Annotated in this window: 10 protein-coding genes; 4 read left to right on the top strand and 6 right to left on the bottom strand. The window is 71.5% G+C overall.

All coding sequences use genetic code 11. The features are described from left to right. Window positions 1–177: 177 nt before the first annotated feature. Window positions 178–1,440 carry an alpha-L-fucosidase gene (locus tag OG266_RS42000; RefSeq protein ID WP_371552127.1) on the top strand — a complete coding sequence of 421 codons (1,263 nt, stop codon included), beginning with the start codon at window positions 178–180 and terminating at the stop codon, window positions 1,438–1,440. Here the strand turns inward: OG266_RS42000 and OG266_RS41995 are convergent. From OG266_RS41995 to OG266_RS41975, 5 genes are read right to left on the bottom strand one after another with little or no spacing between them, the layout of a single operon-like run. Further along, window positions 1,416–2,348: a PfkB family carbohydrate kinase gene (locus tag OG266_RS41995; protein WP_371552126.1), complete on the bottom strand. Its 933-nt coding sequence runs from the start codon at window positions 2,346–2,348 to the stop codon at window positions 1,416–1,418. The genes OG266_RS42000 and OG266_RS41995 overlap by 25 nt on opposite strands. Then, window positions 2,345–3,349: an ADP-ribosylglycohydrolase family protein gene (locus OG266_RS41990; RefSeq protein WP_371552125.1), complete on the bottom strand. Its 1,005-nt coding sequence runs from the start codon at window positions 3,347–3,349 to the stop codon at window positions 2,345–2,347. The genes OG266_RS41995 and OG266_RS41990 overlap by 4 nt, the downstream gene beginning before the upstream one ends. 36 nt (window positions 3,350–3,385) lie before the next feature. Beyond that, window positions 3,386–4,093 carry a GntR family transcriptional regulator gene (locus tag OG266_RS41985; RefSeq protein WP_371552124.1) on the bottom strand — a complete coding sequence of 236 codons (708 nt, stop codon included), beginning with the start codon at window positions 4,091–4,093 and terminating at the stop codon, window positions 3,386–3,388. After that, entirely contained in the window at window positions 4,090–4,653 is a 564-nt protein-coding gene (locus OG266_RS41980; RefSeq protein ID WP_371552123.1) for a cysteine hydrolase family protein, read from the bottom strand. The genes OG266_RS41985 and OG266_RS41980 overlap by 4 nt, the downstream gene beginning before the upstream one ends. Next, entirely contained in the window at window positions 4,650–6,155 is a 1,506-nt protein-coding gene (locus tag OG266_RS41975; protein WP_371552122.1) for a cytosine permease, read from the bottom strand. Before OG266_RS41975 ends, OG266_RS41980 begins: the two co-directional genes overlap by 4 nt. A gap of 192 nt (window positions 6,156–6,347) precedes the next feature. Between OG266_RS41975 and OG266_RS41970 the strand changes: the two genes are divergently transcribed. The 3 genes from OG266_RS41970 to OG266_RS41960 all read left to right on the top strand — a co-directional run bounded on the left by OG266_RS41970 (window position 6,348) and on the right by OG266_RS41960 (window position 10,288). Beyond that, entirely contained in the window at window positions 6,348–7,367 is a 1,020-nt protein-coding gene (locus OG266_RS41970; protein WP_329549269.1) for a permease, read from the top strand. Next, window positions 7,364–8,137, top strand: coding sequence for a TIGR03943 family protein (locus OG266_RS41965; RefSeq protein ID WP_371552121.1), 774 nt, complete (start codon window positions 7,364–7,366; stop codon window positions 8,135–8,137). The genes OG266_RS41970 and OG266_RS41965 overlap by 4 nt, the downstream gene beginning before the upstream one ends. A gap of 129 nt (window positions 8,138–8,266) precedes the next feature. Then, complete coding sequence (locus OG266_RS41960) at window positions 8,267–10,288, top strand: serine protease (RefSeq protein ID WP_371552120.1); 2,022 nt, start codon at window positions 8,267–8,269, stop codon at window positions 10,286–10,288. Between the two features lie 76 nt (window positions 10,289–10,364). Here the strand turns inward: OG266_RS41960 and OG266_RS41955 are convergent, their stop codons facing one another. After that, the gene (locus tag OG266_RS41955; protein ID WP_371552119.1) at window positions 10,365–13,355 is read right to left on the bottom strand and encodes a LuxR C-terminal-related transcriptional regulator; all 2,991 of its coding nucleotides are present in this window, start codon (window positions 13,353–13,355) and stop codon (window positions 10,365–10,367) included. Between the last annotated feature and the right edge of the window lie 194 nt (window positions 13,356–13,549).

Genomic DNA, 13,549 nt, shown 5'->3' with positions numbered 1-13,549 from the left:
GAGTTGCACTGCAAGAAGAACCGGAAAGTTCCTGAAATCTCTTGCAGCGCGGAAGCTACAGGGACATGACAGGCACGTAAAGGGATCGCACAAGGTTCGGGGCGCAGGGTGAGAATCGACCAGTAGTGGTGACCGGCGCCCACGCGCGGGCCGCGCACCCGCGCCTAGCGTGGCCGCATGCCGATGCAACCCTGGTTCTCCGATGCCAAGCTGGGCATCTTCATCCACTACGGCGTGTACGCCGTGGACGGATGGGCCGAGTCCTGGTCCTTCTACACGGGCGAGGTCACGCACGAGCAGTACATGAAACAGCTCGACCGCTTTACCGCTTCGCATTACGACCCGGCGGCCTGGGCGGCGCTGTTCGCCCGTGTCGGCGCCAAGTACGCGGTGCTGACCACCAAGCACCACGACGGCGTCGCCCTGTGGGACACCGACCACCGGAACCTGGACGTGGTCCGGGATACACCGGCCGGCCGGGACCTGGTCACCGGCTTCGTCGACGCCCTGCGCGAGCGTGACCTCAAGGTCGGCCTCTACTACTCGCACTCCGACTGGAACCACCCCGACTACCCGAGCGTCCGGCACGTCAGGCCGGGCGAGTCCCCCAGCCCCTTCTCCCATGCCGAGCCGGGCAAGGAGGACCCGGCAGCCTGGCAGCGCTACCTCGCCTACCGCGACGGTCAGGTCGGTGAACTCGTCGACCGCTTCCGCCCCGACCTGCTCTGGTTCGACGGCGAGTGGGAGCGTACGGAGGAGCAGTGGCGGATGCGCGAGCTGGCCGAGCTGATCCTCGCGGGCAACCCGGACGCGATTCTCAACGCCCGCATGCTCAGTCACGGCGACTACGCGACCCCCGAGCAGGGCGTCCCGCTCCAGGCCCCGGACGGTCCCTGGGAGCTGTGCCTGACGATCAACGACTCATGGAGCTACCGGCCCACCGACCACGACTACAAGTCGGTACGCCAGCTGGTGCGCTACTTCACCGAGACGATCGGCATGGGCGGCAACCTGCTGCTCGACGTCGGCCCCATGGAGGACGGGACGATCCCGGCGGAACAGGTCGAACGCCTGGAAGGCCTGGGCGCGTGGATCTCGCGACACGCCGACGCCGTGTACGGGACGGTCGCCGGGCTGCCGCCCGGCCACCACTACGGCCCCAGCACCCTGTCCGCCGACCGTCGCACGCTGTACCTGACCTGCTTCGACGTGCCGCGCGAGGCCGTTTCGATCCGCGGGCTGCGCAACGCGGTGCGCCGGGTGTCCGTGCTTGGCACGGGTGCCGAGCTGGGTCACCACGTCACCGGTGGCCTGGACGCGGTACCCGGCGTGACCTGGATCGACGCCCCCGCCGCGGCCGACCTCGACGAGTACGCCACCGTGCTGGCCGTCGAACTCGACGGTGAGCTGGACCTCTACCGGGGTACCGGGCGCGACTGACGGAGGAACTCGTCGAGCGCGTGTGCGTCGGGCGCGGTGGCGGGCCCGGACCGGGTGACCGCCACCGCGGCGGCCGCGTTGGCGCGGAGCGCGGCGTCGGACGGGGTCAGCCCCTTGGCCAGCGCGGCCATGAAGACGCCGGTGTGCGCGTCGCCCGCGCCGTTGAGGTCGACGGCCCCGACGGTGAAGCCGGGCACCGCGGAGAGAGTGCCTTCGTGGTGCAGGAGACAGCCGTCCGGGCCGGTACGGATCAGGGCCGAGCCGTGCTTCAGACGTGACCGGACGGCCACGGCCGCGGCGGAGGGGTCGTCGATCCCGGTGAGAAGCAGGGCCTCCCGGGCATTGCAGGTCCACCAGTCGGCGCGCGCCAGGAACAACTCCAGGGCGGCCGAGGGGATTTCGTCCACCAGCGGCCCAGGATCGACGATCACGGTGACGTGCTGGTCGAGGCGAGGCACCCATTGGGTGAGGGCACCACGGTTAGCCTCGTGCAGCAGGCTGTATCCGGAGATGTAGACGAAGTCGTCTGGTCCTGGCCGCAGTTCGGCTAGATCGTCGACGGTCAGCGTGGCCTCGGCACCGGGGCTCGTGACGAAGGTGCGCTCACCTTCGGCGTCGACGAGGCAGACGACGAAACCGGTGTCGAGGTCCGCGCGGGGTGCCGACAGGACATCGATGCCCTCCGCGCGGAGCGCGCTCCGGGCACGGTCGCCGAACGGGCCCGTGCCGTGGGCTCCCGCGTAGGTGACGGGCAGGCCCTGGCGGGCCGCCGCCGCCAGGACGTTGAAGCCGCCGCCCGGCGTCCGCTCGGTCCGGGTGGCGAGAACGTCGCCGCCGCGTTCGGGCAGGGCGGGAACCTCCAGGACCAGGTCCATGACCACATTGCCGAGGTGCAGGAGGCGGGTCACGGTCGCCCCCGCAGGGTCAGGAGCGCGGCGGCGGTCGCGTCCAGGTCCAGCTGCGGATTCACTCGTACCAAGGTCGCCCGCGCCTCGGCCGGGAAGGCGTCCACGCCGTGGCAGGCGCCGCCGACGGCGCCCGCGATCGCGGCGATGGTGTCGCAGTCGCCGCCGACGGACGCGCCGAGCAGCACTGCCTGCCACGGGTCGTCCGGGCAGGCCGCCAGGACGGCGAACGCGGCGGGCACGGACTCCTGGGTCGCGAGACTGGTGCCCACCAACGCGTAGACCCGGTCGCAGACTTGGGCCGCGTCGAGGCCTCGCACCAGCTCGGTGGCCCACACGATCCGCTCGGCCACATCGGCCGCGGCCACCCAGTGGCCACGATCCGCCGCCGACCGCGCGGCCCGCACGGCGACTTCGACCGCCTCCGGAACCGACGCACCGTCAAGTCCCGCGCTGACCGCGGCGGCCACGGCTGCGGCGCCCGCGAGCGCGACCCCCGTGTTGTGGGTCAGCCTGCTGGCCTCCACGACCCGGTCCACCAGCGCGACCGGATCCGTCGAGGCCACGGCGATCCCCACGGGTGCGATCCGCATCGCCGCGCCGTTGGTGGTGCCGTACCGCCCGACCTCGTCCACGGGCGTGCCCGCCAGGACCTGTTCCACAGCGCGCTTGGTGGAGGGGCCGAGCAGGTCGAGGGAGCCACGGGCCCGCATGCCCTCCTCCCAGGCCACCAGGCGCCGCGCCAGCTCCGCCGGGTCGACACTTCCCTTGCCGTCGAGCAGCAACCGGGCGAGCAGGAGGGCCTGTTCGGTGTCATCGGTGATCGCCCCGGCCGGCATCCCGGCGGCCAGCGGGTGGTCGGGGGCGGCGGGGTGGAAGCCGGTCAGCATCGGTCCGTACCGGGCGACGATCTGCGGGCGCGACAGCATCTGGGTCGGCATGCCGAGGGCGTCACCGAGGGCGAGCCCGTACAGGGCTCCGGCGGCGCGGTTCTGGAGGGTCATGGGTACTTTCCGTAGGGAGTCGGCCGAAGGGAGGGGTCAGCCGAACTCGAGGGACAGCTGGAAGTGGTCGGGGTCGAGCAGGCTCTCGACGTGTTCGACGAACGCGCCGTCGACCGCGCGGCTGGTGCGCCGCGTGTCGAGGAACCAGTCGCCCGGTTCACGGCGCAGCAACTCCGCCTCCCGGACGTCGATCCGCCGCCCGGCCAGCCGCTGTTCACCGTGGTCGGGCCGCAGTCCGGCCCGCAGCAGCACCTCGGTGAGGGAGAGCTCGCCGAGGCCCTGCCCCGGCAGTTCCCTGACACCGGGAACGGGCGGCAGACAGCTGCGTTCGTACGAGATCACCGAGCCGTCCGCGACGAGTTCCCGGATCCGCTCCACCCGTATGAACGTCTGTGTGTCCAGGGCGAGTCGACCGGCGAGCTCCTTGTCGTGGACCTCCCGTACTGCGAGGGTCCGCACGCGCGTGTCGATGCCCTGGACGGCCAGGGCGTGCGCCCAGCCGAGCCGGTCGTCGAGCGGGCGGCCGTCGAAGAGCACGTAGGAACCCTTGCCGGTGCGGGTGGCGATCAGGCCCGCGTCGTTCAGCTCGGCGAGTGCGGCGCGCACCGTGGTGCGGCTGACGCCGAAACGCTGGGCCAGGGCGTGCTCGCCCGGCAGTTGCTCCCCCGTCGGCCGGTCCCCGCTGCGGATCTCCTTGGCGAGTACTTCGGTGATCTGCTGGTGCTTGAGGCGGACTCCGGTCATGCCGCGCCCCCGGCGAGCACCTCGTCGACGGTGACGACGCGGATCAACGGCCGGTACAGGTCCAGCACATGGAGGGCCTTGGCGTGCGAGTCGTCGTCGACACCCGCGCAGGCGTCGGCCACCACCAGCACCTCCACTCCGGCATCCGCGGCCGCGAGGGCGGTGGACAGGACGCAGCAATCGGTGCTGACTCCGGCCAGGACCATCCGCCCGTCGGTGCCGACGCGTGCGGCGAGCTCGGGGGTCCACTTGCCGAAGGTGGTGGCGTTCACGAAGTGCCGTGCCTGTTCGGCGAATTCGTCCGCCAGCTCCCACAGCCGGGCGTCGGGTGGCTGCAGCGCGAAGGGCCACTGGTCGTAGTACGCACGCCAGGCGCCGACGGGTTTCTCGGGCGCGAGGAAGCGGGTGAAGGTGACGCGGTCGCCGAAGGCCGGCAGCAATCGGCGTACGCCTTCGGCGGCTTCGTCGAAACGGGGCGTCGCCCAGGGGCTGTCCGGTTCGGCGAAGACGCGCTGCATGTCGATGACGGTGAGCTGACCGTGAACCTGTTCGTCACTCATGCTGCGCTGAGCACCTCCTCGCTGGGCTTCTGCTGCTCCTGGGCGCGCACCCGGCCGCGGCCGAGGGCCAGCGTGCCGAGGAATCCGACGGCGAGGGCCAGCAGGACGCCCAGGTTGGCGTAGGCCCAGGCGCCCGTCTTGCCGCCGAGTCCGAACGGGTCGAGCAGATAGCCCTGCCACTCCAGCCAGCTCGCGGCCGAGTTGGTGACCAGGCCCCAGCCCAGGGCGGTGGCGGCAACGGTGAGCAGCAGCGGCTGGAGCGGGACATCGCCGTACCGGCCGCTGGTGCGGAACAGGTCACGCTCGTCGTAGTCACGGCGGCGCATCACCAGGTCGGCCAGCATGACCCCGCACCAGGCCGCGACGGGGACGCCCAGCGTGGTGAGGAAGCCGATGAACTGGCCCAGGAAGTTGTCGCTGAAGAAGACGATGTAGACCGAACCCGCGATCATCAGGACTCCGTCGACGAGCGCCGCCAGATAGCGCGGCACGCGCAGACCGGCGGAGAGCAGCGCCAGGCCGGACGAGTAGATGTCCAGGACCGCTCCGCCGACCATGCCGAGCACGGCGACGACCGCGAAGGGGATCAGGAACCAGGTGGGCAGGATGGTGGTCAGCGCGCCGATCGGGTCGATGGCGATGGCCTGGCTGAGGTCCGCGGAGGAGCCCGCGAGGAGCAGGCCGAAGAGCAGCAGGAGCAGCGGCGCCACCGAGCCGCCGACGGTGGTCCAGCCGATGACGCCCCGACCGGAGGAACCGCGCGGCAGATAGCGCGAGTAGTCTGCGGCGGCGTTGACCCAGCCGAGTCCGAAGCCGGTCATCATGAAGACCAGCGCGCCGATGAACTCCTGTCCGGAGCCCGCCGGTACGGCGCTGACGGTGCTCCAGTGGATGTGGTCGGCGACCAGCGCGATGTAGACGACCGTGAGCACCCCTGTGACAACGGTGATCACCGTCTGCAGGCGCATGATGACGTCGAAGCCCATCACGCCCCCGATCACGATCAGCGCGCCGACCAGGATCAGGGCGATCACCTTGGTCTCGGTGCCGCCGCCCCAGCCGAGCCGGCCGAAGACGGTCGCGGTGGCCATCGTCGCGAGCGCGCAGAGCACGGTCTCCCAGCCCACGGTCAGCACCCAGGAGATCACCGAGGGCAGCCGGTTCCCACGGACGCCGTAGGCGGCGCGGCTGAGCACCATGGTCGGCGCGGATCCGCGCTTGCCCGCCACGGCGACGAAGCCGCAGAGCAGGAAGGAGAACACGATGCCGATCGATCCGGCGATCAGCGCCTGCCAGAAGGAGATGCCGAAGCCGAGCGCGAACGCTCCGTAACTCAGGCCGAGAGCACCGACGTTGGCTCCGAACCAGGGCCAGAACAGTGTCCGGGGAGTGCCCTTCCGTTCGGCGTCGCCGATCACGTCGAGGCCGTGTGTCTCCACTTGGAGCTGTCGGCCCGCGGATCTGTTGTCCGGGGATTCGCGGGTGTCGTGGGATTCCGTCATCGTCGACCTACCTGTCTAGACGTGTTCAGTGGAGGTTAGGTCGACCGCCATGAGGCGTCAAGGGGCGCGAGCGAATGGGAAGCCTGCCCGCGGACGTTGCACCTCACGGTGAGAAGCTGTGCCGGAACCGGCGTACTGAAGGTGGAGGGGCATTCAGCCACCGAGCCCTTCCTTACCGGAGGTACCTCACCCGTGACCATCACCAAGGCGGTCCCGCCCCCGGTCGAGCACCGCGACGCGGGCGATCGGCAGGGCCGGCGGGGCTGGCACCTCAGCTCCCCCCTCGTTCTGACCATGCTGCTGCTTGTGCTGGTCACGCTGCAGGGTTCGATCCGGCAGGCGCTGTCCGCGCCGGTGATGCAGAGCTGGATGACCGTGTTCGTCGCGGTGATCATCCAGGCCCTGCCTTTCCTCGTCCTCGGTGTGCTCCTGTCGGCGGTCATCGCGGTGTTCGTCCCGCCCTCGTTCTTCGCCCGCGCCCTGCCGAGCCGGCCCGCCCTGGCGGTGCCGGTCGCCGGGATGGCCGGGGCGGTCCTGCCCGGCTGCGAGTGCGCCTCCGTGCCGGTGGCCGGGGCACTGGTGCGCCGGGGCGTCGCACCCGCGGCGGCGCTGGCGTTCCTGCTGTCCGCGCCGGCGATCAACCCGATCGTGCTGACCGCCACCGCCGTCGCGTTCCCGCGCAATCCGGAGATGGTCCTCGCCCGGTTCGTGGCCAGCCTGCTCGTGGCGTGCGCGATGGGCTGGCTGTGGCAGCGGCTGGGGCGCGCGGACTGGCTGCGCCCGCCGGCCCGCCCGGCGCACGACGGCCTCGGCAGGGGTGCGGCGTTCTGGGGGTCCGTACGGCACGACGTGATGCACGCGGGCGGCTTCCTCGTCGTCGGCGCGATGGCCGCGGCCACGCTCAAGGCCGTCGTACCGGAGAGCTGGCTGCAAGCCGCGGCGGGCAACTTCCTGGTGTCGGTCCTCGCCCTGGCGGTCCTCGCGGTCCTCCTTTCGATCTGCTCCGAGGCCGACGCGTTCGTGGTCGCCTCGCTGACCCAGTTCTCGCTCACCGCCCGCCTTGCGTTCCTCGTCGTCGGGCCGATGATCGACCTGAAGCTGTTTGCCATGCAGGTCGGCACCTTCGGCCGCGGGTTCGCGCTGCGGTTCGCCCCCGCCACCTTCACCCTGGCGATCCTCATGTCGCTCCTCGTCGGGGCGGTGCTGCTGTGAACCGGCAGGCGCAGGCCGCGGTCCTGTTTCTCGTCGGCGCGGCGGTTCTCAAGGCCGGCTCCAGCGACCTCTATCTGCGGTACGTCAAGGCCGGGTTGCGCCCGTTGCTGCTGGGAGCCGGCGTCGTTCTGATCGTCACCGCCGCCGCGACCGTGTGGTACGAGCTGCGGCAGGGGCGCGCGCCCGAACAGGACCATGACGACGAGGAACACGGCCACGCGCCCGAACAGGACCACGACGACGAGGAACACGGCCACTCCCACCGCGAACCCCGCATCGCCTGGCTCCTGGTCCTCCCCCTTCTCGCCCTCATCCTGGTCGCGCCACCCGCCCTGGGCTCCTACAGCGCGATGCGCACCGGTACGGCCTTGCAAGCCCCCTTCGGCTACGCCGCCCTGCCCGCCGGCGACCCGATTCCGCTCAGTCTGGTCGACTACGCCGGCCGCGCGGCCTACGACCACGGGCGCACCCTCGGCGACCGCCAGGTCAAGGTCACCGGCTTCGTCGCCCTGGACCACGACGGGACCCCCTACCTCGTCCGCATGGCCCTCAACTGCTGCGCCGCCGACGCCCAACCAGTCAAGATCGGCCTGACCGGGCGGATTCCCCCCGTCCTGCAACCCGACTCCTGGCTCGAGGTCACCGGTACCTACACCAGCGAGCGGACCAAGGACCCGGTGAACGACGGTGTCATCCCCTTCATCAAGGTCGGCGAGGCCAAGCCGGTCGCGGCCCCACGCGACCCGTACGACGAGAGCTGGAACAACTGAGCGCTTCTCCGGCGAACGGCGGGCCGACCGGCCGTTCCATGGGGAGTTCCCCGATGCCGTACGGCGGAGGACCGGGCTAAGCAGAGAGCAGCCCGTTTTCTCCCCAGCCTCGCCTTCGGGATGGTGCTCATGGACACCCACGGTTTCAACGAGGACATGTACGAGCGAGTGCAGGCCGCCCGGCAGCAGCATGACGACGCGGCAGCCGACCGATACACCGACGCGCTCCCGCAACGTGAGGAAGCCGAGCGGCTGGCCGAGCAGGGGGTGTCCCTGCCGGACACCGAACCCCAGCTCCAGGCCCGCGCGGAACACCTGATCAGCGGGGGCGCGCTGCCCATGGAGACGGTGATGTCCCTCGTCTCGCAGGAAGGGCCGGGACGGCGGCTGCTTGAGCGCATCATCGGTGCCTCCAAGGACCTCCAGGCGGTCAACTTCCTCTCGCGCGGCTCGCGTGCCGCCGCGACCGTGGGCCGCATCTCGGTGTCCGACAACGGCCGCATTCTGCCGCTGGGAACGGGCTTCCTCGTCTCCCCGGATCTGCTGATGACCAATCACCATGTGCTGCCGGACGCGGACATGGCCGCACAGGTCGTCGTGGAGTTCGCCGCCGAGACCGGAATCGACAACGCCCCGGCCCAGCCGGCCCTGTACCGGCTGGTCGCGGACTTCGGTCCCATCACCGACGCGGGTCTTGACTTCTCCCTCGTGCGCGTCGCGGCGGGGGCGGACGGGCGCCCGCCGGGTTCGCAGTTCGGCTGGAACCGGCTCATCGAGGCGCAGGGGAAGCTGGTGGTCGGCGAGTCCGTCAACATCGTGGGGCACCCGAGCGGCCGGCTCAAGGAGATCGCCATCCGCCGCAACGAACTGCGGGTCCAGCTCGACGACTTCCTGCAGTACGACACGGACACCGAGCCCGGGAACTCCGGTTCGCCCGTGTTCAACGACCAGTGGGAAGTGGTCGCGCTGCACCATGCCGGTGTCCCCCGCAAGGACGCCCAGGGCAGGGAACTGCGGCGCGACGGCACCCTCGTACAGCCCGGCGACCCGGACGACCTGGTGGACTGGGCCGCCAACGAGGGCGCTCGGGTCAGCCGCATCGTGGCGAGCCTGCGTGCCTCACTGGCCGGGACCGCACGCGAGCAGGTGCTCGGGGACCTGAGCCTGCTCCCCGCCACCGCCCCCACAACCGTGCCCGCCACCGAGGCACTCCGGGCGGGAGCCGCCGCGGCCGCTCCGCTGCGCCGGGGGCTCAGGGGCCGAACGGGAGCGTTCGCGGGGCGCAACAACCTGCTGTTCCTGCATGGACGGGGCCAGGAGAAGGCGGACCCGGAGGGCATGCGTCGCTCCTGGACGGCAGGGCTCAACCGGGGGCTCACCCTCGCCGGTCTGCCGACGGTGGATCCGGTCGACGTATGGCTCCCGTTCTACGGCAACCGCACCGCCGGTACGTCGGGCCGCGAGGCGCTGCTCGGCGACGAGTCGACGCTCGGGTACGCCTCGGCCGCCCCGCCGGTCGACCCCACGGCCCGGGTGCTCTACGAGCAACTGGTCCGGGAGGCCGCGGTGAAGGCCGGTATGCCGGAGGAACTGCTCACGGCACAGGAGGGGTTCAGCCTGCCGGGCGGCGCGTCCGGCGTGCTGCGACGCTCGTTGGCATGGCTGGCCGCACGCACGGATCTGGACGCCTTGTTCGTGTCGGCCGTCCTGGGCGATGTAGCCCGCTACCTCGACAACCGGGAGACCCGGCAGGCGGTCCTTGACGCCGTGCTCGAGAGCGTGCCCGACTCGGGCGGACTGACCATCGTCGCGCACAGCCTCGGAACCGTCGTGGCCATGGATCTGCTGACGCAGCTGGACACCGCGGTCGACGTACGGCTCCTCGTCACGGCCGGCAGTCCGCTCGGTCTGGACACCGTGTACGAGCGGCTGCTCGCCCCGAAGCTGCGGCGTCCGGAGAGGGTGGGGCGCTGGGACAACGTCTGGAGCCCGGCCGACCCGGTCACGATCGGATGCCCGCTGCGTCCCCGGTGGGGTACCGACATCCATGAGTCCGTCGTCACGAACCCGCGCGAGCAGGCGCACGACATCGACGAGTACCTGGCGCATCCGGACGTGGCCGGGGCGGTGGTGCGGGGACTACGCCCGTGAACTCCCCCGTCGACAGCTCCGGTTGACCGGACCGCTCCCGTGACCCCGGCCGGGGTCACGGGAGTCGCGTCGCAGGTCAGCGCACCACGTCCGCGTGTACCAGGTACCCAGCCAGTTCGGACCGCGACCGCACGCCGAGTTTCCGGTAGACGCGGGTCAGATGGGCCTCGACGGTCTTGCGCGACACGAACAGGGCGGCGGCCGCCTCACCGTTGCTCAGCCCGTCTCCGACGGCCAGCGCCACCTGCAGTTCCTGGGCTGTGAGCCTGTCGATCCGCGGTTCCGGTGCCCTTGTGTCGGCGGCCCGGTGTCCGGCCGCGGCGAGTTCCACGGCCGCCCGGGACCGCCAGGAGCTCGCGCCGAGGCCGGCGAAGGCCAGCTGGGAGGCGAGGAGCAGCCCCCGGGCCGCCTTGGGCCGCCGGAAACGGCGCAGCAGCTCTCCGCACACCAGCTGGGTCCGCGCCAGCTCGAAGGTCATCTCCTCGCGCACATGGACGCGTTCAGCAGTCCTGAGCCATCCCTCCGCCTCGTCCGCGGACTCGGAGAGCATGATCCTGCAATGCGCGTGGGCGGCCGCCGGCCAGGCGAGTCCCGTGGACCGGGCCAGGCCCTCGATCCAGCCGGCGAGCCGGACCGCGCTGTCCCGCTCCCCGGTGCGGACGTACGCCTCGGCGAGCTCGGTCAGGAACGGCATCAGGTTGGGGTTGCCGAGTCCCATCTCGTCCGCGAGCGACAGGGCTCGTTCCAGGTGCCCGGCAGCCGCCTGCGGCTCCCCTCCGGTGAGCGCCGCCGAGCCCAGTGCCGCCTGGGCGAAGAGTTCAAGGCCGCGCACCTTGCCGCAGTGCCGCTCGTAGGCCGTAATACGGTCCTCACAGCCCGCCCGGTCGCCGCGCAGCCCGTCGAGCCGCGCCAGCAGGAGCAGCGCGTACCCGGTCATCGCCCGGTGCCCGAGTTCCTGGGCCCAGCGCAGGGCTTCGGCCCCGGCGGCTCTGGCCATCGGCCAGCGACTCCACGACATCGCCTCGCACCGACCGACCAGGGCGTACGGCAGCAGGGCGGGAACCCCGTCGCGCCTGGCGCCGTCGATGACCGCGTCGAGCACCGCCGTCGCCGCCTCCCTTTCGTCGACCCAGGAGAGCGCCTGGCCGATCTGCACAGCCAACTGCTGCTCCTCCAAAGGCCAGTTGCCGTGCAGTGCCGCCCGTCCGGCAAGCAAAAGGCCGCGGCCTTCGGGCACCTTCCCGGCGAGTGCCAGCGCACAGCCCCGCATCACGTTGGAGAGGTGCCGGGACGAGCGTGCACTCGACTCCGCACCGGCCTCTTCTTCGAGTAGGTCGGCCAGGGCGGCGGCGCGCGCCGAGGTGTCCACCGCCCGGCCGATCCGGCCGTCCATCGTCGCGGGCAGGGTGGCCGCCCCGTACAGGGCGCAGGCTCGGAAGCGGTCCACCGGCTCCACGGCCTCGGCCGCGGCCACCAGGGAACGGTGGGCCCGGCCGGGATCGCCGAGCCAGCCGCAGGCCTGGCCGCGCAACAGCTCGATGTCGGCGGTCAGCCGTACGTCCTCGCTCCAGCGCAGGGCCTGTTCGCACCAGTCGACGGCATCGCGGGAGGCCCCTCCGTAGAAGGCGTCCCGCGCCGCGTTGAGCAGGCGCTCCGCCCTGTCGGCGGCCGAGGGCGACAGTTCCGCGGCGCGGTGCCAGGCGTGCGCCGCAGCACCGAGTGCGCCGCGGCGACGGGATCGTTCGGCCGCGTCCGCCAGTGCCGAGGCCACCGTCTCGTCCGGACCGGCCGCGGCGGACGCGAGGTACCACGTCCTCACCTCCCCGGCCGAGAGATCCGCCAACGTCCGGTACGCGCGCAGCCGTTGGGCGACCGAGCAGTGCCTGAACACCAGGGGCCTGAGCACCGGATGCCGCAGTTCGTAGCCGCGCTCCCGGGCACGGATCAGCCCGCTCTCCTCGGCCTCGTCGAGGGCACCGAGTGACAGCCCGTTCACCGCCAACGCCCTTTCCAGCAGGGAGAGTTCGGGGACACGGCAGGCGGCGACGTACAGGAGGGCGGTGCGCGTGTCAGGTGACAGGTTCCGCATCCGCCCCCACCAGGCCCGTTCGACCATCGGCCCCGGCATCTCCCAGGCCGTGTCGGCCAGTTCGTCGCCGCGTTTCCTCGCGTCCTCGAGGGCCGCCGCGTACTCCACCAGGACCAGCGGATTCCCCGAGCTGAGCCGGACCAGGCGGGTGACCGCGGGCTCCTCGGGGTCGACTCCGCCACGCTCCAGCAGTCGCAGGCAGTCGTCCTCCTCCAGGGGCGCGATGGTCAGCCTGGGCACGTCCTCCCAGGTGACGTCGTCGTCGGAAGCCGGCCGTGCGGCCATCACCAGGGCCACTCGCTCTGTGGCGAGACGGCGTGCGACGAACTGGAGGGCCCGTCTCGACGAAGGGTCCGACCAATGCAGGTCGTCCACGAGGAGCACCAGCGGCTCGGCCTCCCCCGCGGCGGCGAGTACACCGAGCGTCCCGACGCACACGGCGTACGGATTCGGCTCATCGGCCTCCATCAGCGCGAAGCACGTCTCCAGCGCTCTGCGCTGGGTCGACGGCAGTTCGGCGAAGTGCGACCGCAGCGGCAGCAGGAGGTCGGCGAGCACGGTGTAGGGCAGCACCGCCTCCGACTCGACCCCGCGAGTCCGCAGGACCCGTATCGCCTGCAACACGGCCCCGCACGCGGGCTGGGTCCGTACCGGCTCCGACTCGATCCCGCGCTCAGGCCGGGCCCGTACCGGCTCCGACTCGGTCCAGCGCTCAGGCTGAGCCCGTAAGGCCCCTGCCCCGCCCCCGCGTTCAGGCAGGTTCCTGCCGCGTGCCCGCCAGGCGACATAGTCGAGCATGTTGGTCTTCCCGATGCCGGGGTCACCCCGCAGCAGCAGCGCGGCCCCCCGGTCGGGCAGCGAATCCAGCAACCCGTCCAGCAGCGCACACTCCCGTTCGCGCCCGACCGGTACCCGCACCCCGTAGCCGTCCGCGACCCACTCTTCGCGGAGACCACCTCGCAGCGTCGGCTCGTTCATGATTCCCCCGTATGCGCGCCACCGCCGCGGCTGCGCGCCCGACCAGAATGCTCCCCTCGCGTCGGTCACCGGGAGTCACCGGCAGCCGTTCATCCCGCTCTACGCCATCCGGCGGATGCGCTTGTCCCGCACGGAAGTTGGGGACTTCCCCGATGCGCGGTGGCCCGAGCACGCGGTCAGCTGTCGGAAGGTGC

The sequence above is a fragment of the Streptomyces sp. NBC_00554 genome, assembly GCF_041431135.1.
In the GTDB taxonomy this organism is placed as follows: domain Bacteria; phylum Actinomycetota; class Actinomycetes; order Streptomycetales; family Streptomycetaceae; genus Streptomyces.
The sequence above is the reverse complement of the archived record's forward strand: the minus strand, read 5'-3'. Positions and strand labels throughout refer to the sequence as shown.

Bases quoted from the DNA above. Each gene is read 5' to 3' on its own strand.
- OG266_RS42000 (WP_371552127.1), top strand. From the start codon at position 178: ATGCCGATGCAACCCTGGTTCTCCGATGCCAAGCTGGGCATCTTCATC.
- OG266_RS41990 (WP_371552125.1), bottom strand. From the start codon at position 3,349: ATGACCCTCCAGAACCGCGCCGCCGGAGCCCTGTACGGGCTCGCCCTC.
- OG266_RS41985 (WP_371552124.1), bottom strand. From the start codon at position 4,093: ATGACCGGAGTCCGCCTCAAGCACCAGCAGATCACCGAAGTACTCGCC.
- OG266_RS41980 (WP_371552123.1), bottom strand. From the start codon at position 4,653: ATGAGTGACGAACAGGTTCACGGTCAGCTCACCGTCATCGACATGCAG.
- OG266_RS41975 (WP_371552122.1), bottom strand. From the start codon at position 6,155: ATGACGGAATCCCACGACACCCGCGAATCCCCGGACAACAGATCCGCG.
- OG266_RS41960 (WP_371552120.1), top strand. From the start codon at position 8,267: ATGGACACCCACGGTTTCAACGAGGACATGTACGAGCGAGTGCAGGCC.
- OG266_RS41955 (WP_371552119.1), bottom strand. From the start codon at position 13,355: ATGAACGAGCCGACGCTGCGAGGTGGTCTCCGCGAAGAGTGGGTCGCG.